Source organism: Acinetobacter sp. CAU_H_S170_2, from assembly GCF_058890445.1.
The window spans coordinates 1624110-1650437 of sequence record NZ_JBZYAE010000001.1; the positions used below are offsets into that span (position 1 = coordinate 1624110).

General features: G+C 40.0%; 16 protein-coding genes. 5 read left to right on the forward strand and 11 right to left on the reverse strand.

Features of this window, described 5'->3' with window-relative positions:
* Window positions 1-690 precede the first annotated feature (690 nt).
* Window positions 691-1419, forward strand: a complete 729-nt coding sequence (gene adeR / locus AC5EUN_RS07920) for an efflux system response regulator transcription factor AdeR (protein WP_010326703.1) — start codon at window positions 691-693, stop codon at window positions 1417-1419.
* A complete protein-coding gene (adeS, locus tag AC5EUN_RS07925) occupies window positions 1409-2515 on the forward strand; it encodes a two-component sensor histidine kinase AdeS (protein ID WP_010326702.1) in 1107 nt (368 codons plus the stop codon). The genes adeR and adeS overlap by 11 nt, the downstream gene beginning before the upstream one ends.
* 40 nt (window positions 2516-2555) lie before the next feature.
* Here adeS and AC5EUN_RS07930 read toward each other — a convergent pair whose 3' ends face one another.
* The 4 genes from AC5EUN_RS07930 to AC5EUN_RS07945 form a co-directional block, all read right to left on the reverse strand.
* Entirely contained in the window at window positions 2556-3098 is a 543-nt protein-coding gene (locus AC5EUN_RS07930; protein WP_010326701.1) for a GNAT family N-acetyltransferase, read from the reverse strand.
* Between the two features lie 77 nt (window positions 3099-3175).
* Window positions 3176-6277, reverse strand: coding sequence for a multidrug efflux RND transporter permease subunit (locus AC5EUN_RS07935; RefSeq protein WP_159152781.1), 3102 nt, complete (start codon window positions 6275-6277; stop codon window positions 3176-3178).
* Complete coding sequence (locus tag AC5EUN_RS07940) at window positions 6277-7440, reverse strand: efflux RND transporter periplasmic adaptor subunit (protein ID WP_171056720.1); 1164 nt, start codon at window positions 7438-7440, stop codon at window positions 6277-6279. Before AC5EUN_RS07940 ends, AC5EUN_RS07935 begins: the two co-directional genes overlap by 1 nt.
* 745 nt (window positions 7441-8185) lie before the next feature.
* Window positions 8186-9124, reverse strand: a complete 939-nt coding sequence (locus AC5EUN_RS07945) for a LysR family transcriptional regulator (protein WP_010326697.1) — start codon at window positions 9122-9124, stop codon at window positions 8186-8188.
* A 203-nt stretch (window positions 9125-9327) separates the two neighbouring features.
* Here AC5EUN_RS07945 and AC5EUN_RS07950 point away from each other — a divergent pair, with 203 nt between their 5' ends.
* A complete protein-coding gene (locus AC5EUN_RS07950; RefSeq protein WP_493352244.1) occupies window positions 9328-12798 on the forward strand; it encodes an indolepyruvate ferredoxin oxidoreductase family protein in 3471 nt (1156 codons plus the stop codon).
* 179 nt (window positions 12799-12977) lie between these two features.
* On the opposite strand, the gene AC5EUN_RS07955 is transcribed toward AC5EUN_RS07950, so the two are convergent.
* Window positions 12978-13463 carry a hypothetical protein gene (locus AC5EUN_RS07955; protein WP_010326695.1) on the reverse strand — a complete coding sequence of 162 codons (486 nt, stop codon included), beginning with the start codon at window positions 13461-13463 and terminating at the stop codon, window positions 12978-12980.
* Between the two features lie 210 nt (window positions 13464-13673).
* Here AC5EUN_RS07955 and AC5EUN_RS07960 point away from each other — a divergent pair, with 210 nt between their 5' ends.
* The gene (locus AC5EUN_RS07960) at window positions 13674-14372 is read left to right on the forward strand and encodes a DUF1826 domain-containing protein (protein WP_010326694.1); all 699 of its coding nucleotides are present in this window, start codon (window positions 13674-13676) and stop codon (window positions 14370-14372) included.
* 118 nt (window positions 14373-14490) lie between these two features.
* Here AC5EUN_RS07960 and AC5EUN_RS07965 read toward each other — a convergent pair whose 3' ends face one another.
* The 3 genes from AC5EUN_RS07965 to AC5EUN_RS07975 form a co-directional block, all read right to left on the reverse strand.
* A complete protein-coding gene (locus AC5EUN_RS07965; protein WP_010326693.1) occupies window positions 14491-15549 on the reverse strand; it encodes an asparaginase in 1059 nt (352 codons plus the stop codon).
* 334 nt (window positions 15550-15883) lie between these two features.
* Window positions 15884-16591 (reverse strand): SDR family oxidoreductase, encoded by a 708-nt coding sequence (locus AC5EUN_RS07970; protein WP_010326692.1) that lies wholly within the window; start codon window positions 16589-16591, stop codon window positions 15884-15886.
* A gap of 277 nt (window positions 16592-16868) precedes the next feature.
* Entirely contained in the window at window positions 16869-19025 is a 2157-nt protein-coding gene (locus AC5EUN_RS07975; RefSeq protein ID WP_010326691.1) for a TonB-dependent siderophore receptor, read from the reverse strand.
* Between the two features lie 402 nt (window positions 19026-19427).
* Between AC5EUN_RS07975 and AC5EUN_RS07980 the strand changes: the two genes are divergently transcribed.
* Window positions 19428-21521: a TonB-dependent receptor gene (locus AC5EUN_RS07980; protein ID WP_493352245.1), complete on the forward strand. Its 2094-nt coding sequence runs from the start codon at window positions 19428-19430 to the stop codon at window positions 21519-21521.
* Between the two features lie 115 nt (window positions 21522-21636).
* On the opposite strand, the gene AC5EUN_RS07985 is transcribed toward AC5EUN_RS07980, so the two are convergent.
* The 3 genes from AC5EUN_RS07985 to AC5EUN_RS07995 all read right to left on the reverse strand — a co-directional run bounded on the left by AC5EUN_RS07985 (window position 21637) and on the right by AC5EUN_RS07995 (window position 26327).
* A complete protein-coding gene (locus AC5EUN_RS07985) occupies window positions 21637-21750 on the reverse strand; it encodes a hypothetical protein (RefSeq protein WP_010326689.1) in 114 nt (37 codons plus the stop codon).
* A 205-nt stretch (window positions 21751-21955) separates the two neighbouring features.
* On the reverse strand, window positions 21956-25102 hold the full coding sequence (locus AC5EUN_RS07990; RefSeq protein WP_493352246.1) for an efflux RND transporter permease subunit: 3147 nt from the start codon (window positions 25100-25102) through the stop codon (window positions 21956-21958).
* Complete coding sequence (locus AC5EUN_RS07995; RefSeq protein WP_493352247.1) at window positions 25092-26327, reverse strand: efflux RND transporter periplasmic adaptor subunit; 1236 nt, start codon at window positions 26325-26327, stop codon at window positions 25092-25094. Before AC5EUN_RS07995 ends, AC5EUN_RS07990 begins: the two co-directional genes overlap by 11 nt.
* Between the last annotated feature and the right edge of the window lies 1 nt (window position 26328).

Genomic DNA, 26328 nt, shown 5'->3' on the forward strand with positions numbered 1-26328 from the left:
AGTTTTATTGTGTAGAAGATTGAAAAGGAAGTATGACTTTCATACTTCCTTTAATAAAATTTAAAATTGAGAACTAACTACAGTGAAGTCTAGTAATTCACTTACCTAGCTTTGACACCCAGTTTGTCGCTGGATGGTGTACCCATGCCATTACTACAGCTTTAATAGTTAAAGCCACCAAATCTTCTAAGTCTAAGTTATGTAAGTGTGACTTACCATAAGCGCACGTCTATGCCGTGATGGTGACGATAAATATTTAAGAATGCTGACAAGCTTCATCCACCGTTGGTGATATAGAGGATCGGCATCCCCTTTCTTAAAGGGGTTTCAATGAGGTGTGAATAGCCCCCACTCTTCTAGACAAATTTAGTCTATTCTTAAGACCTTTTTAGTAGGAAAATATCTATTCATAGCTAGGTTCATGAACCAAATATTTTACAAGTTGTAACTTTAGTACTCTAAGTAATTAAATTTGTTGTTTATTAAACATAAATTTAATTGTGAACTATATTATAGGTGAACATAAGTTAAATGAATAATAATTAATATTTTGTTCATTAATACTGATATACAACGAATTTTATTATATGTCACCCCTCAATTACAAATATAAATGACTGCTCGTCTAATCATCTCCATTACACAATTAAATGTTAAAATGCATAGCTAGCTTCATCTAAGATAAAATATATGTATCCAAATCTACAGCACAGCTTCGAAAACAGCGTCATTCTTGTTGTTGAAGATGATTATGATATTGGTGACATTCTTGAAAAATACATAAAAAATGAAAACATGCAAGTCATTCGTGCATTGGATGGACAGCAAGCTTTAGAGTGCCTGAAAAACTACTCTATCGACCTGATTCTCCTTGATATTAAATTACCCAAACTAAATGGCTGGGAAATTCTACAAATCATTCGTCAAACAAGTCATATACCTGTAATTATGTTGACTGCATTAGATGATCAAGTGAATAAGATTATAGGGCTAAAAATGGGTGCTGATGACTTTATTATTAAACCATTTAATCCGAATGAAGTGATTGCGCGAATACAAGCTGTACTTAGACGAAGTACAAGTCAAAATACTGAAATTAATCATGTTATTCGTTATAAAAATATTGAAATTAACCCTGAATATCATCAAGTTTACATTTCAAATGGTCAAAGAAATCAGCTACTCAACCTTACTTTAACTGAGTATAAAATACTGGTTTTGATGGTGAAAACACCAAATAAAGTCTTTACGCGTAATGAATTGATCCAAAACTGTATGCCTGAAAGTGATGCTTTGGATCGCACTGTAGATAGCCATATCAGCAAGTTACGCAAAAAACTTGAGGAAAATTATGTAAATGGCTTGTTAATAAATGTCCGTGGCGTGGGTTATCGCTTAGATCAAAACTATGAAATTTAATTTTTTAAAAAACTCAGTTGGAATTAACTTTCAGTTTATCATCATGATGAGCCTACTCAATTTAGGCGTTACGCTGTTATCTTTCATGATTGGCTATTTTGTTTATAGCTGGGCAATCGAAATCGGCTTTTTAGATTTCCAAAGTGTTAATTCAAATGAATTTTTCATCACATCCGTAGACTTTATATGGCTATTTTTAGTTTTATTAACAGGCTTTTTTCTTTCTACTCTCCTCGCCTTTAAATATGGAAAACGCTATACACAGCCAATCAGTGATTTAGCCGATGTTATTCAGCAAATTCAACAAGGAAATTTAGCACTCAGAATTAAACAGCCACATCATGATATTCCACATGAAATAAAATCACTCATAGAGAACTTCAATGCCATGGCAAACCAGCTTGAAGTATCGGTTAAGAATTCAACCGTTTGGAATGCTGCGATTGCGCATGAACTAAGAACACCTGTGACAATATTACAAGGCCGTTTGCAAGGTATTGTCGATGGCGTATTTATTGCCGATCAAGCTTTACATCAAAGTTTATTGAACCAAGTCGAAGGCTTATCTTACCTTGTGGAAGATTTACGGACACTAACACTGATTGAAAATAAACAATTACGTTTAGAACTAGAAAAGACCAATTTAAAAGACAGTATTGAAAAATGTCTGCAGATGTTTCATGAACGGTTTCAATTTAAAGGTTTAACGACTGTTTTAAATTTGACGGATGAATTGGTTTGCGTTGATGTAAGAAGGATGGAACAAGTCTTTATTGCATTATTCTCTAATTTTCTAAGATATTCGAATGCTGGACAAATCAATATAACAACAGTGACCACAACAGAGCATTGGGTATTAACATTTGAAGATGAAGGCCCAGGTATTAATGAATCGCATCTTGAACACTTGTTTAAACCCTTCTATCGTTTGGAAGACTCTAGATCCCGTTTAGATGGTGGTACAGGATTAGGCTTGGCAGTGATTGATGCAATTATTGAAGCACACCAAGGTCATATTTATTATTCTAAATCCAAAAGCTTAGGCGGCAGCTGTTTTACAATACAGTTAAAGGCCCAAGCTAATTTGAGTATTTAAGTTAAAAATACTCAAATTAGCATCATAATTCTTTTAAAAATCAAACTTTATTAACACCCCACTCTTTCTTTAGGATTGCATATTGCATGGTATTTTCATATTTTGGTGAACCATCTGGATTTTTAATAAATGAGATAAATTCTATAAAATGTCCCTCTTTACGAAAACCTAAACGCTCGCAAAGTTTTTGTGAAGCGGTATTGTAATCTTCGACATAGGCATAGATTTGTCTCGTATCTAATTGATTAAATAAGTAATTTATAAATGTATAAGCACTTTCGTTGGCATAACCTTTGCCATGAAATTTTTCATTAAAATTCCAGCCAATTGAATATGTATCTGGTTCTTCTTTGATAAAGAAAATCTCACCAATGAGTTGATCAGAATCTTTCAGGCATACTGCAATACAGTCATTGTCATTTTGCCTTTTGTGAATTTTAGCCAGTGCATTTTCAATCGTTGTTGTCGTATCGGAGGCAAAACAATTGGTGATTGGCTTTGATAAATATTCTAATAATCCTGACGCATCTCGTTCTTCAAATGTTCTCAAGATTAAACGAGGGGTTTCGATTCGAATTGTCATATTCAATCTCGCATGATTCATCATTAAATTTGGGGATGAGCTGAAATATATTATGTTCAGCTCACCGATTTAGTGAGTTAATGCGCAGCTTTGCGTTTCGAGAATTTCTCTACCATGCTCATGACTACAATAAAGAAAATCGGTACAAAAATAACAGCCAAAACAGTTGCACTGATCATGCCACCAAACACACCTGTACCAATCGCTTTTTGAGTTTCAGAGCTTGCGCCACTGGCAATAACTAAAGGAATAACGCCACAAGTAAATGCTAGAGACGTCATTAAGATTGGGCGTAGGCGCAATTTTGCAGCAGCAACAGTTGCTTCAACCAACCCCATACCTTCTTCTCTCAGCGCTTTAGCAAATTCAACAATGAGAATGGCATTCTTAGCGGATAGACCAATAATCGTGATCATGCCAACTTTAAAGAAAATATCATTTGGCATACCTCGAATCATGACTGCAACAAAGGCGCCAATTAATCCTAAAGGTACAACCAACATCACAGAGAGTGGAATTGACCAGCTTTCATAAAGCGCTGCCAAGACAAGAAAGACGACTAACATCGACAACAGTAATAAAAACAAGGTTTGTGATTCAGACTGTTTTTCTTCTAGAGAAATCCCCGTCCACTCATAGCCCACGCCTTTCGGAAGTTGTTTAATCAGATTTTCCATTTCGCTCATGGCTTGTCCTGAAGACATACCTGCTGCTGGACTGCCAGTAATACTCAATGATGGGCGACCATTGTAACGATTGTATTGTTGTGGTGAATGTTGCCAAATTGGGCTGATAATTTCAGACATGGAAACCAATTTACCACTTTGGCTATTCACCTTAATCTGAAGAATATCCTCAATATTCATACGTGATTTGGCATCAAGTTGCACAATGACTTGTTGCATACGATCTTGATTTGGGAAATCATTGACATACATCGAACCCATCGAGGTCGAAATAATATCGGTCACATCACTGAAATTAACACCCAAAGCCTGCAATTTATCGCGATCAATTTTAAGCTCTACAGAACTGCCGTCAGGCAAACCTTCAGGATAGACCTCCGCCACGATTTTACTTTGTGATGCTAATGCTAAAAGCTGATCTTGCGCCTCTCTTAAAGCAGGCATACCAATGTTGCCATGATCTAATAATCGCAATGAAAAACCAGATGAATTCCCCAGTTCATCAATGGCTGGTGGTAACACAGACATGGTCTGGCCTTCTGAACTTTCAGCCATCGCCATATTGGCATTATTCACAACTTCTTGTGCCGTAATAGTACGCTCTTCAAATAGCAATAGATTGGTAAAATACATCGCTGTATTTTGACCAGAACCACTAAAGCCAAAGCCCAATACAGCCATGTTGTCTTTAATACCCGTCTCTTGGTCTAAGTGACTTTGAAATTCAGCAACGACTTTACGGGTACGTTCTTGTGTTGCATCCGCAGGCAGCTGAATCGAGGTCATAAACCACCCCTGATCTTCTTCAGGCATAAATGCAGTCGGTACTTGTTTAAAGCTAAAAATCAGCACAATAACAATGCCTAAGAAACACAACATTGCGATGGTTTTATGTTTAATTACTTTAAATAAACTGCGCTCATAGCGATTGTTCAGCTTCTCAAAACTACGATCAAACCAAGCAAAAACACCTTTTTTCTGATGATCTTGATCAATCGGCTTTAACATCGTTGCACATAAAGCTGGGGTTAATGTCAGTGCAAGGAATGCTGAGAATAAAATTGAAACCGACATGGTAATGGTGAACTGACGATAGATAATCCCCACCGAGCCTGCTGCCAAAGCCATCGGTAAAAATACAGCGGCTAACACTAAGGTAATACCAATAATCGGATTGGTAATTTCCTTCATGGCTTTAGATGTGGCTTCAACTGGAGATAAGCCTTCTGTCGCCATAATGCGTTCAACATTCTCAATGACCACAATCGCATCATCGACAATAATCCCGATCGCAAGCACCATACCGAACATGGTCAACACATTAATCGAAAAACCAGCAAGCAGCATGACTGAGAATGTGCCAAGCAATGCGATCGGTGCAACAATAGCTGGAATCAAGGTATAACGAACATTGTGTAAGAAGATAAACATGACAATAAAAACTAATGCCATAGCTTCAAGCAATGTCATGATTACTTTTTCAATCGAGACTTTTACAAAAGGTGCAGTGTCGTAAGGTATAGAGTATTTCATACCATCAGGCAATGCTGGGCTTAACTGTTCAATTTTCGCTTTGACGCCCTCTGCAGTCTTAACAGCATTGGCACCAGGGCTCATTTGTATCGCCACAGCTGTAGAGGCTTTACCATTTTCTAAAATCGCAAAGTTATACATCTGCGCACCAATTTCGACACGAGCGACATCCGACAGTCGAACATTGGCGCCATTTTGCTGAGCACGTAGACTAATATTTTTGAATTGCTCTACAGTTTCTAATTGACCTTGAGCCGTTAAAGGAATAGTAATTTGTTGCCCCGTCAAAGTAGGAACATCACCAATACGACCTGGTGATATCGGCAAGTTTTGGTTTTGGATGGCTGTATTCACATCTTGAATACTCAATCCATAAGAGATCAAATGGTCTGGATCGACCCAAATCCGCATAGCTTTCTCAGCACCAAAATTTTGGACTTTACCAATACCTTCAACCCGCTTTAATTCTTCAATCACATAGCGTGTCATGTAGTCACTGACATCAATTTCACTATATTTGCCATTCGGTGAACTTAAGCCCACCATCATTAAAAAACCAGATGATGCGGCGTCGACCATCAGTCCTTGTTGTCGCACTGTTTGAGGTAAGCGTGACTCAATGGCTTTAATTTTGTTTTGCACATCAACTTGTGCCAGTTCTACATCTGTACCTGGTTTAAATGTTGCGGTGATTGTTGCTGTTCCAGAACTATCTGAACTTGAACTGTAATACAGTAAGTTTTTGACACCTGACATTTCCCGCTCAATCAAAGTCACAACACTATCATTCAATGTTTTTGGCGTAGCACCCGGATAGGTCGCAGTAATACTAATCTGTGGTGGCGCAACACTCGGAAATCGCGCAATAGGTAACTTGGGGATGCTGAGCACACCTAACAATATAATAAATAAGGCGATTACCCATGCAAAAATAGGACGCCTAATGAAAAATTGAGACATTATTGCTGTCCTCCATTTTCCTGAGTATTTGTAGGTTGCCACTGCTTAATTTTTAGTTTTTGCTCAGGCTGTATACGATCAGCGCCTTCAACAATGACTTTTTCGCCTGCTTGTAGCCCTTGTGTTACTACATAGCTATTTTGATAACGTTGACCAAGCTGAACAGGCTTGCTTTGCGCTAAACCTTTTTGATTAACAATCGTAACATTGGCTTTACCGCTAATATCATGTTGAATCGCTTGTTCAGGTACTAGGAGTGCATTTTCAACTTGAGCTCGGCTCATATTGACTCGAACATACATACCTGGCAAAAGTTTTTGATTTTCATTATTGGCTAAAATTCGAATCGTGACATCACCAGTGTCAGGATCAACTTTAGTACCCGAAAATAGGATTTCACCTGTAACATGATAAGGTTTACCCTGACTATTCAGGATTTCAACCGTATGTTTGGTGTTTGACACGTCACCTTGCTGTAAAGCTTCCTGTAGTTTTTCATAATCACTAATTGATTGCTTCACATCGACGTAGACTTTATTAATCTGTTGTATCACAGCCATAGCATTTGTATCACCTTGACCAACCAGAGCCCCTTCAGTCACCAAAATTTCACCAATCGTTCCAGATATAGGGGCTGTAACAGTCGCATATTTAAGATTAAGCTGCTGTCTGCTTAACATAGCTTGCATTTGCGCCACGTCCGCTTTTGCTTTTTGATAATCTGCTTCCGTATTGTTGTATTCCTGCTGACTAACCGCATTTACTTTTACTAATTCAGTGTAGCGTTTTAACAGCACCTGCAAACGTGTCACCTCAGCCTGTGCACGGTTTAAAGTCGCTTGATTGCTTTTTACATCTGCCTGAAAAATTTCAGAATTTAATTTAAAAAGTGGTTGACCAGCTTGTACATAAGAGCCTTGTTTAAAAAGCACTTTATCAACAATTCCACCCACTTGCGGACGAATCTCAGCAATACGATAAGCTGCAACACGACCGGGAAGATTTTCAATTACATTTAAGGATTGCGGTAATACAGTGATGGTACTGACAACTGCCGGCGGCATTTCTGTTGGGGACTGATCAGCATCTTTGGATTGTGTACAGCCGATTAAAAATACAGTTGTAATAAGTATTGAACTTATTAAATGATGACGTGTTTGCATGCTTTTTCAGAGGGAGTTTTTAGATGCTAATATTTTGAAATAGCAGTGTTTATGAATTGCTGATGTTGTGTGGAGATTGTGTGGAGAGATTAAAATATTTATTGTTTAATGACACGCTTAAACAGCGTGGCTTGTAAATGGGTATAAATAATTTTGTAGTTCTACATTTTTTGATCGTATCTTAGTTTTTACTCATAGTTCATGAACTTTAAAATTCTAAACTAAGACTAATATCTACATAAGCAATTGAAAATAAAATACATAGTTTCTTTATAAATTTATGAAGTGAACTTTAGGTGAACATAAGTTAAATAGCATATCTAAGACTGTAGCCTACGCAACCTCAGTTGGTGCTACAGCTCGACATCGTGAATCCCAGTAAAATTATATTCACGATGCCGAGTACGCTAATGAACATAATATACGTTATGCCGAAATCTACGCGCGCAGCCTATCAATGTGATGATCTAACTTGATAAAAAACCGTTTGAGCTGATCTATTTCTCGATCGTTGTCTAATTCTGAATTTTGTAATTGTTCTAGTGCTGTCTCTAGCAGATCGCACATATATGAATAATCTTCTCTGGTTAGAACGCCTATTTTTCTGTCGTAATTAACTGTTTTGAACAAATGTGCATTTCGAATCATAAGTCTTTATCTGCATCTTATTTATGGACTGTGGTTCATGGTAAATCTACTTTTTTTATTTCATGTTTTCCTTAATGATCTGAATCGTGAATTGGAATTATAAAAAATAGTCTGTATCACTTTGAATTTTAGGAGAAATATGCTGCTCAACCCATGTTAACCATGCCCTTGTTTTAGCATCTATAAAATGACGCGATGGCAGTAATGTATAAACACCAATATCAGGTGATCTCCAATCTGCTAAAACACGGCGCAATCGCCCAGTACGTATAGCCTCAATCACAGCAAAAGTTGGAAGTAATGCGATACCCATATCTTGTTGCACCATGTCTAATAATAGTTCTGGTGTGTCAGCAATCAACTGCCCTGTAATATCGATTTGATACGAACAACTATCTTCACTTACAAGATGCCATTGCGGTGTAATCGATGGGTTCACTAATCTTAAACATGCATGTTTTTGTAGATCATCTAGTGATTTGGGTTCGCCATATTTTTCTAAATAAGCTGGTGATGCGCAAAGTAATGAAAATATTGTTCCAATTCTGCGAGCAACAAATCTGGAGTCAGCCAAAGATTCGGTGAGATATAAACTGACATCAATTCCTTTGGCTAAAAGGTCTGGCACATTCTGGGAAGTACGGTACTCAACCGTAAGCTCGGGATAGGTTTGACAAAACTCGGCCAGCATCGGAGACACATAATGATGACCAAAACTGGCCATACTCAAAACACGTAACTTGCCCTGCGGTTTGCTTGCCATTCCCATGGCTTGAGCTTCTGCTTCTTCCACCATTGCAAGCACTTGACGGCATTGCTCTGCATAAGCTGCACCAATATCGGTCAACGCATGCTGTCTGGTCGATCGTTGTAGTAATTTTGTACCTAAACGCCCTTCTAACTCGCTAATGAGTCGAGACACTTGCGCTGTTGTCAGTTCCATCTGCTCTGCGGCAGCGGTAAAGCTTCCACTATCAATGACTTTTAGGAAAGCATGCATTGCATGGAGTAATCCACCCTCAAGATTTTTGCGCATAACGTAAATATGTTTTTCTTAATTACGCATTGTTGCACCAGTCTGGATCACCCACAATGACATTAATGTACATACATTGAACAGTTTCATTGTCTTAAGTTGAACTGATCAATCTTTTTCCAAGTATGTCATTTACTCCAAATATTCAACGGGATGTTGAGAAAAGAAAGTAGCTCGATCTACAAAATTCAAAGGAGATATAAATGAATATAGCGACAAAATTTACCCCAAATAAAATTCCAACCAAGGATGTGTCACTTGAAGATAAATATCTCAGTGATAACGGTACTGCTTATATGACAGGTATTCAGGCTATGGTGCGTTTACCACTCGCGCAAACACGGCGGGATACTTTAAACGGTTATCATACTGCTGGTTTTATTTCAGGTTATCGTGGTTCCCCTGTCGGAAATTACGATAATTTTCTCTGGCAAGTTGAAGGCATACTCAAAGACCATCATGTTGTTTTTCAACCCGGTGTAAATGAAGATCTCGCTGCTACTGCAATTTGGGGTACCCAACAAGCCAATCTCGCAGGGCAAGGTAAATATGATGGTGTAACGTCTTGGTGGTATGGCAAAGGCCCTGGGGTAGATCGTTCTGGAGATGTTCTGCGTCATGCCAATCTTGCAGGAACATCAGAACGAGGTGGTGTGGTTGCCTTCTTTGGTGATGACCACTCTTGTAAATCGTCAAGTATTCCACACCAGTCAGAATACGTGATGATTGGTTGTGGCATTCCAATTTTTTACCCGACTTCAATACAGCAAATTCTTGATTTAGGTGCTCATGCGGTTGCCATGTCACGCTTTGCGGGTGTATGGACATCAATGAAGTTGGTCAGTGAAATCGTCGAAACCTCTGCTTCTGTTCATGTGGATTTAGATCGAGTTACTCCTGTTTTACCCCAAAATATTCAAATGCCTGAAGATGGTGTCAATATACGTTGGCCTGATCACGGCATTCAACAAGAAGAACGTCTTTATAAATATCGCTTACCCGCTGTATTGGCTTATGCACGTGAAAATCAACTAAATCAGGTGACATGGCATTGTCCTGATGCGCGTATTGGCATTGCAGCAAGTGGTAAAGGTTATTTAGATACGATTGAAGCGTTACGTATTCTCGGAATTGAAGGTGAAACGGCCCAACAGCTCGGATTGAGAGTGTATCAAGTTGCTTTAATTTGGCCTTTAGAACCGCAAGGTCTGCGTGAATTTGCCGAAGGTTTAGAAGAACTGATTGTTGTAGAAGAAAAACGCCCGATTCTTGAAGCACAAATTAAAGATGAACTCTATGCGCTTCCAGATGGCAAACGCCCGCGTATCATCGGTAAAGCGAGTGATGGAAAAGGTGAATGGAGTACATCGATTGATGAAGCGCCTTTGATTGGTCACTATGAATTCCAACCTGAACCGATTGCAAAAATGTTGGCTGCTCGATTCTTAAAATTAGATCTTCCAGAAAGCTTAAAAACGCAAATTCAAAATAGACTTGAGCTGTTACAAAAAGCAGAGCACGAGTCACGGCGTGTTTTAGATATTGCAGAACGTAAACCTTTCTTCTGTAGTGGCTGCCCTCACAACTCATCAACTAAGTTACCCGAAGGCAGTCGTGCACTGGGCGGGATCGGTTGTCATTATATTGCCGTGTTACAAGATCATGACACAGAAACGTTCACGCAAATGGGTGGTGAAGGTGTGAGTTGGGCTGGTGCTTCTCATTTCACCAATGAAAAGCATATTTTTGCCAATCTTGGCGATGGAACCTATTTCCATTCAGGTTATCTTGCTATACGCCAAGCGATCGCTGCAAAACTCAATATAACCTACAAAATTCTCTATAACGACGCAGTTGCAATGACAGGTGGACAACATGTCGATGGTCATCTCAGCGTGGCACAATTAACACGACAACTCGATGCTGAAGGAATCACAAAACAAGTCATTGTTACGGATGAACCTGAGCTGATTCATGCTGAAGAAGGTATTGCTGCTCATGTCGAGATTTACCACAGAAATGAATTAGATGATGTCCAACGCAAATTACGTGAGATTTCTGGGGTTACGGCGTTAATTTATGTTCAAACCTGTGCCAGTGAAAAACGTCGTCGTCGTAAACGCAATGCTTATCCTGATATTGCAGAACGCGTTTTTATCAATACTGAAATTTGTGAAGGTTGCGGTGACTGTTCTAAACAATCGAACTGTTTGTCGATCGAACCTGTTGAAACGGTATTAGGAACCAAACGTCAAATTAATCAAAGTAGTTGTAACAAAGACTTCTCTTGTGTCGAAGGCTTCTGTCCAAGTTTTGTGACAGTCCATACTCGTGATATGAAACGTCCAGAAATATTCAAAGGTATCGAAGCTGGCTGGCCAGAAAATCCTATCCTTCCTGAACTAGATCAACAACCTATCCGGATCATGGTCGGCGGTGTTGGCGGTACAGGTGTAGTTACAGCGGGTGCTTTACTTGGAATGGCTGCTCATTTGGAGGGTAAAGCTACACGTATCATGGATATGGCTGGGCTTGCTCAAAAAGGTGGTACGGTTTATTCCTACATACAACTCGCTACAGACGATGATCAAATCTCCGCAACCAAAATCCCTGCGGGTCAATGTGATCTTTTAATTGGTGCAGATGCGATTGTTGCAGGCAGTAATGCGGCACTTTCTCGTCTAAAATCTGACGCTGTTATCATCGTCAATGAAGATGGTTCCCCTACTTCTGATTTCCTTCAATCTCGTGATTGGTATGCGCCAATTACAGATTTGATTCACCGACTTCGTGGTCGAACGACTCAAGGAAAACTCACATCTTTACCTGTAACACGTATTGCCACACAGGTTTTAGGTGATGCAATCTTTGCAAATCAGATCTTACTTGGCATGGCTTGGCAAGCAGGTCAGATACCGCTTAAACGCGAAAGTATTGAAAAGGCAATTCACCTCAACGGTACGGCTACTGAAAAAAACCTTGAAGCTTTCCGTATCGGTTGTCATTTGATGAGTGAGCCTGACTTAGCCAAACGCATTATTGCAACCATACCAACAACGCGTAAACCAACCACGTTGGCCGAACTTGTTGAAGATCGTACAGCGCGTCTGGTCGAGTATTGGAATCAAGATTATGCAACGCAGTATCGAAATCTTGCTGAACAAGCTACCAAAGTATTACCCGAAGAACTCGCTGGAACCATTGCGACACAGCTGTATAGAGTCATGGCGTATAAAGATGAATACGAAGTTGCGCGCTTACTCACAGGAAAAAGCTTTAAACAAACGATTGAAACGCAGTTTGGCAAAGGTCTACGTTTAACCTATCACTTAGCACCACCAGCTTTGGGTGCTCATGGTGTCATACGCAAACGTGCTTTCGGATATTGGATACGCATTCCGATGATGATTCTTGCTCGCCTACAGTGGCTCAGAGAAACTTTTCTTGATCCATTCACTTTACAGCAAGAACGTCAAAAAGAACACGCTTGGCGTGATCGTTATATCGTATTTGTCAAAGCCATCAGTTCTACACCTGAAAGTTATGACTTATCTGTTGCTGAGCAAATCGCTCAATTACCAGCGGATGTACGAGGTTTTGGTCATGTCAAAATGCAAGCGATGGATGTAGCGATACGACGTTGGGATGAGCTTTCTTTGAGTCTTCGTAAATAACATAAATAAAGGAAATAGATTTATATAAGTAGCTGATACAGGATCTTAGGTTGTATCAGCTACTTATCATTTGGCGATGTTTCAAAATGTATGTTGATCGTTTTAACACCGCAAAATTTTGACTAAAAAGTCTTAGATTTGAGCCTACAGTACATCATTAGATAACGTAGACTTTTTTATTACGCATTTTCGTGAACTAATCTGCTTATTGCTCCAGCGAACAGTACACATACCATCATTGTGTAGACATCTAACAATTCTAATATTGTTGAAGGGATTTCTTGCTTATTTTTTTCGAAAGCACCATAAAGATAATATTTCAAAGGTTCAAGATCATCGATCGATATCTTAAAATTTACGCGGTGGCTAATTTTATTTCTTATCTTATTCATAGCCTTAATTGAGGGTATAAGTTCCTTATAAGGCTCAGAAATTTGAAAATTAGATAATAAATTTATTTTTTGAGCAAAGGTCAACTTACAGTCATCCCAACTTAAAGTCTTATATTCAGCTTTTAAATACTCATCAAGATAGTGTTCTATTATTAAATGGCATGACAAAAAATACCCTAATTCCTCATAGTTAATATTATCTAATCGTTGCCATGTTATAGATCCTTCCGAAATATTCCCGACTAAAGGTGGAAGCCCTTTCTCGTTTCTCATTAATTAACCTTATTTGATTTAAGCCGTATAACTTCATTTTATGTTAAATCGAAATATCGTAATCTGAACTGTGCAGCTACGCAAGTCTCGGTGGCAAGGGCTTCTATTACAGATGATATTCTTCTTCAAGAAATTACCCAGCTATTTTTAAATGCAATATACCTAAAGCTAGATGTTATGATTACATCCTGTTTATGATCTAATTCTCATATGAAAAATCCATTTTCTGACAACGCCCAAATTAGTGTAGTTTCTAACTTCTCTAAACTTGTAAATTCGAATTTTCAAGGAGAAATGAATGCTATCTGCTGGCGTAGAGATTTGGTTGGCGATTTTAAAGAAATTGTGGCTAAACTTGAGTTAAAAGAGAATATTACAGAAGTTTCCGTTGAAGATCTTTTAGCTTTACAACTTTCAGAAAAAGGGAATCTCGCAAGGGAAATCATTTTAAAAGATATACAGCTATTAACCGATTTTGGCGCATCCCCTGCACTTAACTTATTGAAATGTTATGAACGTGATGACGAGCTAGATTTTATTTCAACAGATGTATATTCGTTTCATATTGATCGTTCACCCATAGAAACAGATACTTTCTTATGTACCTACCACGGTGCTGTAAGTGATATCGTGCCCAATGCTCAAGTTGAGAAAAAAGTTCTCATTCCCGAAATCAGAGAAAAGCTTAAAAAGCGGCATGATGGCCCAGAAACAGAGTTTGAAACTTTCCTAGAAGAGTACTTTTTCGACCTGCATTATCAACCTAAACCGAATGCAAAACCTGTGAATTTAGGCTTAGGACATCTTTGGCGCTTGGCGGTAGATCATCCGACGCAACAGGTCTTGCCTTGTGTGCATAGAGCGCCTGTCGAAAAAGATGGTGAGTATAGGTTGCTATTGATTTGTTAAATATTTATTCGATATAGAGTCGATGAATTTAATCTATTTATAGACGGTAAAAAAGCACCTTAAATTTTTAAGGTGCTTAACTGAAAAGCATTACTATGCAAGTTCACAGTTATTGATTTTAGTAATCCCAAAAAATGCGTTGGATTTCCTTGGCATCTTTTGTTTTTGTTAAAGCAAGTGCAGCAAGTAATTTAGCTTTTTGCGGGTTAAGATCATGTGCGACCACCCAACCATATTTGTCATCTGGTTGTTCTGCATTTCTAAGAATAAAACCTTGAGGTACGCGAGATGAACGAATAATTTGCACACCTTGTTTTTGTAAGTCAGTTAATGTTGGAACAATATAATTGGCTACCGATCCATTCCCTGTACCTGCATGAATAATAGCTTTTGCCCCTGCTTTAGCATAAGCCGTGTATGCATCCGGCAACATATTGCCTGAACCATAAACAATTTGTACCAGCGGTAAGCTATCACCTTTAATATTTTCAATATTAAATTCTGAGCTCTTATTATGACGTTTTGCTGTATTTCTGAACCAGTAAGGTTTTCCTTCGACTAAGGTCCCGAGTGCACCCCATTGGCTCATAAATGCATTGGTATGGATATTAATTGTTTTTGAAACATCTCGTGCTGCAAAAATGTCGTCATTCATGAGCACAAAAGTTCCTTTACCTTTTGCACTATCGTCGGCAGCAAGTGCAACCGCACTATAAAGGTTCAACGGGCCATCAGCAGAAAGTGCAGTACTTGGACGCATTGACCCGACCAATACAATCGGCTTATCTGAATGAATCACTAAATTTAAAAAGAAAGCTGTTTCTTCTAGTGTGTCTGTTCCATGTGTAATCACGACACCATTCACATCAGACTTTTTAAGTAAGTCATTGACTTGACGTGCAAGGGATAATAATTCTTTATCCGTAATACTTTCTGATGCAACTTGCATGGCCTGCACACCAGTCACATTGGCAAGGTTTTGAATCTGGGGAACCGCATTTAATAATGCATCCACAGGAACTTTTGCCGCAGTATAGGTTGCACTATTGGTAGAGCTTGCTCCAGCACCTGCAATCGTTCCACCAGTAGCGACAACAACGACATTATTTTTGGCAAATGCTGCACATGGGAGTAATAGGCTTAAACTTAATGTCAAAGCTGAAATCGTTTTTTTCATAGGTCATCCTTTTTGAGTCATTTTATTCTTAGCATTTTTCATACCATAGTAAAATTACTGGAAAAAGATAGGATTGTATAGGTGTAGAAATTGTATTTTTTGTCCATCACATTTCTTAAATACGATTAATCATGGTGCATCTCTTGTAGTTTTGAGATGAGTCCTATTTACCCAATACAGAACAGTTGCAAGAAAATATTCAAAATACGGTACGACTATTTTTAAATGGTTATCGCACTTTTTAGCAAGTTGTTATTTTATTTAGGATGAAAGCAATATGCAGTCCCTCCAAGAATGAAAAACTGCACCGTATTATTTAGGCGGTGGCTATTTATTACCACGTTATTTCATGACCTTGAAAGTCGACAAACTGTTGTTCATTTTTACCAATAAAATCTTCAACCACACGTACAATGCCCGTTGTGCTTTCTTTTACGTTGATGGGTGCATGGCTTCCGCCCATTTCAGTTTGCACCCAGCCTGGATGTAAGTTCAGCACGCCTATTTGGGCAGGAATTGCCTCATTTATCGCAAAGCCCCGTGTGATACTATTGAGAGCAGCCTTGCTTGCGCGATACAGCTCCATACTTCCATCATCGTTTAAAGCAACGCTTCCCATGCGAGAACTCATAAATGCAATGACACTCTTTTCTTTCATCAAAGGAAGAAGTGTTCTCGCAATCGTCACGGGTGCAATGCTATTTACCCAAAACAGATTGGCAATCTCATTGGGCGTGCACTGCTCAACGCGTTGATGTTTTGGCCCAAGAATGCCCGCGGAAACCAACAGTAGGTCGATGGATTTTTCATGATATTTACTGAGTAAACGGTCTGCCGTTTGTACATAGCTTAAATCTAATTCGGTTAATTCAAGTCGGTCGGGATACTCAGAAAGCAGTTGATTTAAGCCTGTAGAGACTTGGTCTATGTCTCGGATGGTCGCGATAACCTGCCAGTGCTGATTAAGCAGCTCACGAACCAGACCTAGGCCAATCCCTCTAGAAGCTCCAACCACGATTGCCCGTTTATTCTTATCAGACATAAAATGTTCCTCTATCACGATAATTCAAGGTGTTAAAAACGCTTGAGCTCAAACCTTCAAAGTTTGCTTTGGGATATTGATTCACAAGCTTAAGAATTCGCTTTGATCATAGTGCAGTAAGAATTTTTTATACAAACCTATTTCTGTAGACTTATTCAACCTTCATCATTCATTCAATGAATAAGCCCACAACTAACACATGAGTCTTACCAGCAATAGGTTTTCCTACGACCCAAAATTGGAGAATTTAGAAAACCTAAAACCTAGCGATTTCTGTCTAGAAGTTCACAGTCCATGAAAATTGTGCTGTACGTGGTGTACCCAGAAATAAATAGTCATCCCCGAAAAAGCTTCCTGCATCTCGCCAATATTTTTTATTGAACAGGTTGTCCACATTCAGGCGAAGCATATTGTCATAACCATAAGCACGGAAGTTATAAGCTGCACCCGCATCGAATACGGTATAGCCTGAAACTTTAACCGTACCCGTTTTGTTGGCGTATTTACTGCTGCTGTATTGCATACCTGCGAGTAAACGTAAACCTTCTACTTGAGGCATTTGATAAGACACATGACTGGCAAAACGAACTGTCGGTACGTTTTGAGTTTGATGCCCTTTATAAGCATCGACCTGTATATCTTCCAAACGTGAACGGGTCAGTGCCAAAGTCGATGTCATATCCAGATTTTCAGCAACACGACCTTGCAAGCCCAATTCCAAACCTAGATTATGCTGTTCACCATCGGTGACATAGTAATTGTCTAAGTTGGTATATTGATGGTCTTGTGTTAAGTCAAACAAAGCGGCAGTAAATAGTAGCTCTTGCCATTGCTGTTTAAGACCTAATTCATATTGAGTTGAACGTCTTGGTGCTAAAGTTTCAAAGGCATTTCCTACGATACCTTTATCCTCATTACCATAGGCAGACCACGGCGCTTGACTGCCGTCACTTATCCCTTTGGCATAAGAAGCATACAGATGAGTGTTCTGCCAAGGCTGATACATCAACGCGAGCTGTGGCAAGAAGCGATTGAAGTCGGTGTCACGAATACTGTTGCCATCCGCAGCATAGGCACTTTCATTTAAATGCAAAAGCTTACCGCCCAGCAAAACTGACCATGCATCATTAAATTCGATTTGATCCAACAGGTTGAGGGCTGTTTGTTGACTATCTAACGATTTGTAATGATTACCTAAGGCTTTGTCCGTAGGCGTATATGTAATAGGATCATTATAAATATTTCCTGAACCTATCCATTCATTGATTGCATCATACTGAGTATGGCGTTTGTAGGCATGTGACAACTCTAAACTCAGGTTATGTTGCCATGCTCCAGTGTTGAATTTTCCGTTTAAGCCCGTTTTAAATTGATTGGTTAGATAACTATCATCTGGGCTGCGGAAATCATAAATATCGTAGTTACCATCAGTGTCAAAGGTGTAGGCAAAGGCTGAGTAATCATCTACGACCACACGACTTTGTGAAACAGACAGATTGCCGTTCCATTTATCATTGATTTGATAACTATATTTCAGACTCGTATTTAGACTTTCATTGGTGATTGGTTTGCTCCAGCTTTGATAACCCAGCAAACGATCCCATTCCACTCCTGTCGGTACAGTTTCACCACCAAGTAGCTGATAACCTGGTACTGAACGTTGTTTTTGACGCTGTGATTCAAGATCAAATTCAAGTTTTGAACGATCTGAAATTTTCCAGTCTAAAGCCAAGGAGCCAAACAAACGTTTTCCATCGGCATGTTCAACATACGGGTGAATGTCTTCATAAGCTGCATTCACGCGATAACCAAATTGTTGATTGTCTCCAAGCCATCCACCAAGGTCGGTTGCCACACGGCTACCGCCATGACTGTCTGCTTCGATGGTTAAAGATTGGACATCTTTGGGGCGTTTACTCACATAGTTCACTACACCGCCTGGCGTGGACATACCACTTTGAATCGCACTCATGCCTTTTAGGATTTCAACTTGTTCTTTATTTTCAAGCGCCACGTTTTGCTCACCGCGTAGCAAATTACCGTTCAGTAAATAACTTGATCCCGCATTTAAGCTAAATCCACGCATCACAAAGTTTGCATAGTAACCAATAGGTGCATAGCCATCCCCAACAGACGCATCGTTCTTTACCACATCGCTCAGTGTTTTCGCATGTTGATCTGCGATCAGTTCAGCAGTAACGGTGTGAATAGATGCAGGAATTGCTGCAAGGTTTTGCTGACTAAAGCCAGACAAATTAACTTTGGGTTGATAATAAGCCAGTTGTTCAGTCTGAGCAGTAGTTGTAATGGTTGCGAGTTGCTCTACATCACTCTCTTCTGCCGCATGTACCCATACCGAGTTCAGCCCTAGACATGAAAATGAACCAACCGCCAATAATGCTTTTTGTAAACGAGAAAATGGATACGTTTTCACTGTCGTTGCTAACCCCAAAAGATAAATTTACAGCCTGAATTTTGCGGCATGAGTATTCACAATTTTCTTAAAATGAACAAGCACATTATTCAACATATCTCAGCTTTTTTTTAAAATTATCTGGCAATAGCTTTGAGTGTGTAGATTTTGAAATTGAGTTTAACTATCTGATTTTAAATTATAACGTTGATCTGCGTTCAATATCTTCAGCCGTATTTGATACAGCATATGGTAGATGGGAATTTATCTGACTTGAAGCAGTGTATTGTAGATTGGAACCTAAAAGCTTAGGTTGATTTATTTCATTTTTTTAAGATATTTTTTAATTTTAGAGTGATTTTTTAACTATAAATCCATTAAAATATTATAACATAACAATACAAGTCTAAACTACTCTCCTTCATGATGAATAAATTCTCTCTTTTTTCCTCAAGCATATATTTAAGCCTGCTGAGTTCTTTCACTTGGGCCGAAACTTCAACAGAAGTACTCCAGACCATCCAATTACAAGCCGAAACTGAGGGTGAAAACCTTCAACAAAGCACAGCAATGACTAAGTTTTCACATGACATTTTAGACGTGCCATTTAGTCGAAGTGTGTTATCCAAAGCTTTAATTCAACAACAAGATGTGCAACGTATTGACGATGCATTAACACAAGTGAGCGGGGTCTATAATCAAACCAATTATGGTGGCGGCTTTTGGGATAACTTTTCATTTAGGGGTTTTAGTACAGACCCCAATATTGGGGCACAAATCATCAGAAATGGTCTAAGTGTCAACCGTGGACTCAGCGCTCCGCGAGATATGGTGAATATTGAATCCCTCGACTTTTTAAAAGGCCCAATGGCTGCGCTCTATGGCCGTGGGGAAGCTGGCGGTCTACTGAATATCAACACTAAAAAGCCTGAATGGGAAAGTTCTTCAGAAGTGAATTTACGTGCCAATAGTTTAGAAAAATACCGTGCTAGTTTTGAACATACTGCCCCAATCAGTGATGCTGTGGCTTATCGTATTGCGGTCGCACATGAAGATAATCAAAGTTTTCGTGATCATGTGCAGAGTGAGCGTTGGTTTTTCTCCCCTCAACTCACATGGAAAATTTCAGATTCAACCCAGTTAGATTTTGACAGTGAATTTACTCGACAAGATGGAACCTTCGACCGTGGTGTAAGTAGTTATCAAAAACAATTTGTGATGGATCCTAAAACATTTACAGGCGAACCTGATGATGGTGATCATATTCAAAAAGATCATTTCTATCAGCTTCGACTTGCACATCAGTTTAATGATGACTGGAAAATGAATAATGCCCTCAGTGTGAAAGATACTCAGCTCAAAGGCTTTTCCAGTGAACCTCGTCGTATTCAAAGTGATGGACAGACATTAGAGCGCCAGCGTCGCTACCGTGACAATAAAAGTGATGACATTCTTTTTCAAACTGAAGTTCTTGGGACGATCCAACAAGACTGGGCCCGTCATGAAGTACTTTTGAGCACTGAACTTGGGCAGATGAAGTACCGTCAATTACAACTGCGTCGAAACCACAGCAGTAGCGTGCCAAATAGCATTGATATCTATACTCCTATTTATGGACAATACTTACCCGAGCTGCCACTTTTCATTAACACCGAAGAACAGCAACGCTATTTTGCACTGAATCTACAAGATCAAATTTTCCTGAATGATCAATGGAGTGTGCTGTTTGGAGCGCGCTTTGATCACGTCACCCAAGACTTTCAAAATAAACTTGCAGGTACATCCAATAAAAAGGATTTACAACAAACCAGTCCACGCTTGGGTTTAAACTACCGACTGAATGATCGTTGGTCATGGTACGCCAACTATGGAGAATCCTTTGCGCTCAACAGTGGCATGGACCGAAACGGTGATGTGTTTAACCCTGAAAAAGGCAAAAGCTATGAAATTGGTGGGAAATATCGGATTACCTCACAGAGTTTGCTGAGTTTAGCCCTCTTTAAAATGGTTAAAGAAAATGTCTTAACCACAGATCCAGCAGATAGTAACTATCAAATCACCGCTGGAGAAGTCTCAAGTAAGGGGCTAGAGCTCGATCTAGAAACACAACTCAATGATCAATTCTCTATACGTGCCAATTATAGCTATACAGACGCTCAAGTGGAAAAAGACCAGAGTCTTGCTAAAGGTTCACGACTCAGCAATGTACCAAAACATAGTGGTTCTGTTAGCAGCAACTATGAATGGACCCTTGCGAATGCAGACAAAGTTGGACTCGGTGCAACGGCGATCTATGTGGGCAAACGTAGTGGACACAGTACAGATAATGGCTTCAACTTACCTGAGTACACGTTGTTGAATCTAAATGCTTATTATGCGCCAACAGATCAGCTACGTTATCAGTTCAATGTGTACAATCTCTTAGACGAAACGTACTATGTTGCAAGCTATAGCGATATGTGGATTCAACCTGGTGACCCGTTAAATGCATCTATCTCAGTACAATGGAAGTTTTAAGGTTTAAACAACCAGACTTGTCTCGTTATGAGTCGAGTCTGGTAGTCAGAAAAGTAAGATTCTGATTAGTTTTGAAGTTTTAGCTGCCTTAGTTTTCTTTAGCATTACTATGTACTTACTTCAAAAAATATTCCCAGATGATAAATCCAAGAAAAAATCCAAGAAACGAATATAAAGTAATGATAAAGAATACAAACCAAGCTCTATTTTTCTTCAGTAAAAAGTTCATTTCCAATACCTCAACGCTCTATCTATATTCATTATTCTAAGGTTTCCTATACGAAAGGACAGATACAGTTCTTTGTGAAAAAAATATAACAGACTATAACAGATTTGCCATTTTTAACTTCCAAAACCGATCATACTGATATCAAGTACTATATAAAAGCATAAGGAGACTATTTTGCCTCCTCATGCTTCAACTGATTAAGAGATTAAACTTTCGTTTCTTTTTTTGCATTCATCCAACGATACAACACTGGTAATAGCACCAAGGTCAATAACGTCGAAGAAATAATTCCACCAATCACCACAGTTGCCAGTGGACGTTGAACCTCTGCTCCTGTGCCCGTGGCAAGCGCCATGGGAACAAAACCTAAAGACGCCACACAAGCGGTCATTAAAACAGGTCTTAAGCGCAATATTGCTCCTTGCCAAACGGCTTCATGCAGGCGGTATTGCCCTCTTAACTCTTTAATGAAGGTCAGCATGACCAAACCATTTAAAACGGCAACGCCAGACAAGGCAATGAAACCAATGCCCGCCGACATCGACAAGGGAATGTCTCTTAACCACAAGAAAAGCACACCACCAGTTAGAGCAAATGGAACGCCAGTGAACACAAGCAAGCTTTCTTTGATGTTATGGAAAACGGCCATCAGCAAAATAAAGATCGTCAGTAATGCCAGTGGAATCACAATTTGCATTCGAGCCTGTGCCGAGGCCAGATTTTCAAACTGACCACCATATTCAATCCAGTAGCCACTTGGTAACGGATACTGCTTAAGCTGACTTTGTACTTCTGTGACAAAAGAGCCCAAATCACGCCCTTCCACATTCGCCGTGACAATCACACGACGTTTGCCATTTTCACGACTGACTTGGTTGATGCCATCCATCATTTTTACAGTGGCAATATCAGTGAGCAGAATGCTGCCACCGTTCGGAAGCTGTATTGGCAGTTGCGCAATCCCACTGACACTACGGTCTTGTTCACTGAGTCGAATGACAAAGTCAAAACGGCGGTCTCCCTGTAAAATTTCACCGACATTTTGCCCGCCAATGCTTGCTGATACATAGTCTTGTACGGTTTTGACACTTAGGCCATATTGCGCTGCCAAGCTTTTATCAATTTCCACATTGAGCAAAGGTAAACCCGATGTTTGTTCAACTTTAACTGCTGTACTGCCTGAAACTTGTTGAATCAATTTACTGATTTTTTCAGCTTCCGCATTTAATACTTGCATGTCATCGCCAAAGATTTTGACACCGACATCGCTACGTACACCCGATATTAACTCATTGAAACGTAGTTCAATTGGCTGAGAAAACTCACTGTTGTTACCGGGCAATGTTGCTAAATAGGCCTGCATACGGCTACGCAGTTCATCGAGTGTTTCTTTTGGATTTGGCCATGCATCACGGGGTTTCAGCATGACGTAACCATCTGAAATATTTGGAGGCATTACATCTGTCGCCACTTCAGCCGTGCCTGTCCGCGCAAAAATAGCGTGTATTTCAGGGAATTTCTTCAGAAGTAGCTTTTCCGTATTTTCCTGAATACGAAGTGATTCTTCTAAGCCTGTGCTTGGAGAGCGCAGTTGCTGTACAGCAAAGTCACCTTCACTCAGTTGCGGTGCAAACTCACTGCCGATACGCGTTGCAAGCAATCCCGTCAACATCAATAAGCACAGTGCAAAGGTTAAAACCACCGCTTTATACTGATAGGCACAGTCCAATACCCGCTGATAACGATCCTTTAGCCACAGCATCCAACGGCTTTCAGTTTCTTTGATGTCACCTTTAACAAAAAGTGCGACAGCCGCAGGTACAAAGCTGATCGACAAAATAATGGCTGCAACGAGTGCAAGTACAACAGTCAAAGCCATTGGGTGGAACATTTTTGCTTCTACACCAGTCAGTGCAAAAATCGGTAAATACACCACCAAAATAATCAGCTGACCAAAAATGAGTGGCCGGCGGGCTTGGCGTGCTGCCAAAAACACTTCTTTAAAACGTTCCGACTGAGTCAACGGTCGTTTGAGCAGTTGTTGTGCATGGGCTAAACGCCGAATACAGTTTTCAACAATTACCACTGCACCGTCGACAATAATACCGAAATCCAATGCACCCAAACTCATCAGGTTGGCACTGATGTTCTGCTGTGCCATACCTGTTAAAGTAAACAGCATAGATAGTGGAATCACACAGGCTGTAATTAACGCCGCACGAATATTACCCAAGAATAAAAAGAGGATCACAATCACCAAGATTGCGCCTTCGACCAAGTTCTTTTGTACCGTTTTAATGGCTTTTTCCACCAAAGTGGTACGGTCATAAACCGTTTCTATTGTGACACCTTGCGGTAAACTGCTTTGCACCTCTTGAATTTTGGTATCTACTGCTTTAGACACCGTTCGGCTGTTTTCCCCCATCATCATCATAGCAATGCCGAGTACAGTTTCTTCGCCGTTATAGGTTGCTCCTCCTGTTCGGAGGTCATGATCAATTGAAACCTGCGCAATATCCGCGACACGAATAGGGTTCCCATTTGGGCTGGCAACCGTTGTATTTTCAATATCTGCAAGACTGTTGAGTGTCCCCGGAACACGCACTGTAAGCTGCTGACCATTTTCCTCAATATAGCCGGCACCACGGTTTTCATTATTTTCCTGTAAAGCTGTTTGTAGCTGGCTTAAGGAAATATTCAACTGCTGCATACGGTTAAAGTCGGGAGCAACCACATAGGTTTTGTTAAACCCGCCAATACTGTTGACCTCGGCCACCCCCGCAACACGTTGCAGTTGTGGACGTACAATCCAATCTTGGATCTCCCGCAAGTCCATCGCGCTATAAGCCGTACCATCCGCTTTTTTAGCATTCGGTTCGGCTTTAATGACCCACTGATAAATTTCACCTAAACCCGTCGAAACTGGTGACATGGTTGGAGAAACATCGCTAGGTAAGTCCGCTTTGACCTCTTGCACCCGCTGATTAATCTGCTGACGTGCCCAATAGATGTCTGTGCCATCCTCAAATACAATGGTGACTTGGGACAAACCATAACGTGAAATAGAACGAGTCAGCTGTAAATCGGGAATACCCGCCATTGCAGTTTCAATTGGATAGGTAATCCGCTGCTCAACCTCCAGTGCGGTAAAACCATTGGCTTGGGTATTAATTTGTACTTGCGTATTGGTAATATCGGGCACTGCATCGATCGGCAGTTTTTGATAGCTATAAACTCCGACCGCAATCCATGTACAGACAAACAGCATGACCCAAATTGCATTTTGAATAGAGAACTGAATAATTCGTTCAAACAAACCCTCAGGCTTGGGTAAATCATGATTAGTGTGCATGATCAGCCTCGCCTTTTTCTAGTTCAGACTTAAGAACAAAGCTGCCTTGACTGACATAGCGTTGTCCTGCTGTTAGGCCTGAAATCACTTCCACCCATTGAGCGTCATTTGAAGCTTGCCCAAGTTGAATGGGCTGCGCTTTCAAATGCACTTGTCCTTTTTGTTCAGCGTCGACCACAAATACCGAAGTTTGGCCTTCAATGTTTTGAATAGCACTTTTATGGACGCGAAGCGCTGTTTTTGAACTGGTATTGTCTAAAAAGATATTCACTAAAACATTTGGACGTAGTTCCGCCGCTTGGCTTTTTAATTTAGCACGTACCACCAAGCGTCCTGTTTGTGCATCGGCTTGAGAGGTTAAGCTTTGGATAATGGCTTCATATTTTTGCTCAGAAGCATTCGGCTTAAATGTCAGACTCTGATTGGCTTGTAACTGACCTGAGTACTGAGCAGGCAGATTAAACTCAAGCCATAACTCTTTAAATTGTTCAATCACAAAAAGCTGATCGGCCAATTGTACGTTTTCACCCACTACGATATCTTTTTGGCTAATCACACCAGAAATGGGTGCTTTAATGGCAAAACGACCATTTACCCCACCTGTTGCACCCAATGCACTTAAACGGCTTTGCACCGATTGCACAGTAATCTGCGCTTGTCGGTAAGCATTTTCTGCTCGTTGGTAGTCTTGCTTGGCAGAAATGCCCTGTGACCATAACTGCTGTTCACGTTGATAATCTTGACGTGCCAAATCCAAACTGGCTTGTGCCATCCGCAAATTGGCTTGTTGATCGATCAGTTCAGGGACAGACAATACAGCTAAGGTTTGTCCTTTTTGTACGTTTTGACCAAGCTCAACATTCACCTGTTCCACATGCCCACCAAAGTTTGGCGAAATATGAGCTTGCTGATCGGTATTAACCACAAGCTTTCCGGGTAGAACGGTGACTTGAGACACCACACCTTGTTGAGCTGAAGCGATTTGAATGCCTTGCTCTGTCAGTTGCTGTGCCGTCAGTTGAATTTCACCTTCCTCGGCATGTCCTTTTTCTGCCTTGGGCTCATCCGCATGTTCAGATTCTTCATGTTCGGCATGCGCATGCTCATCAGTAGTTTTATCTTTTGAGCTAAACCAGATCCCAACAGCGATGAGAAATGTAATGAGGATCAAAAGCCCAATCATCAATGGCTGTGATATTTTTCCAAATTGGTTTTTTAGTTGCATA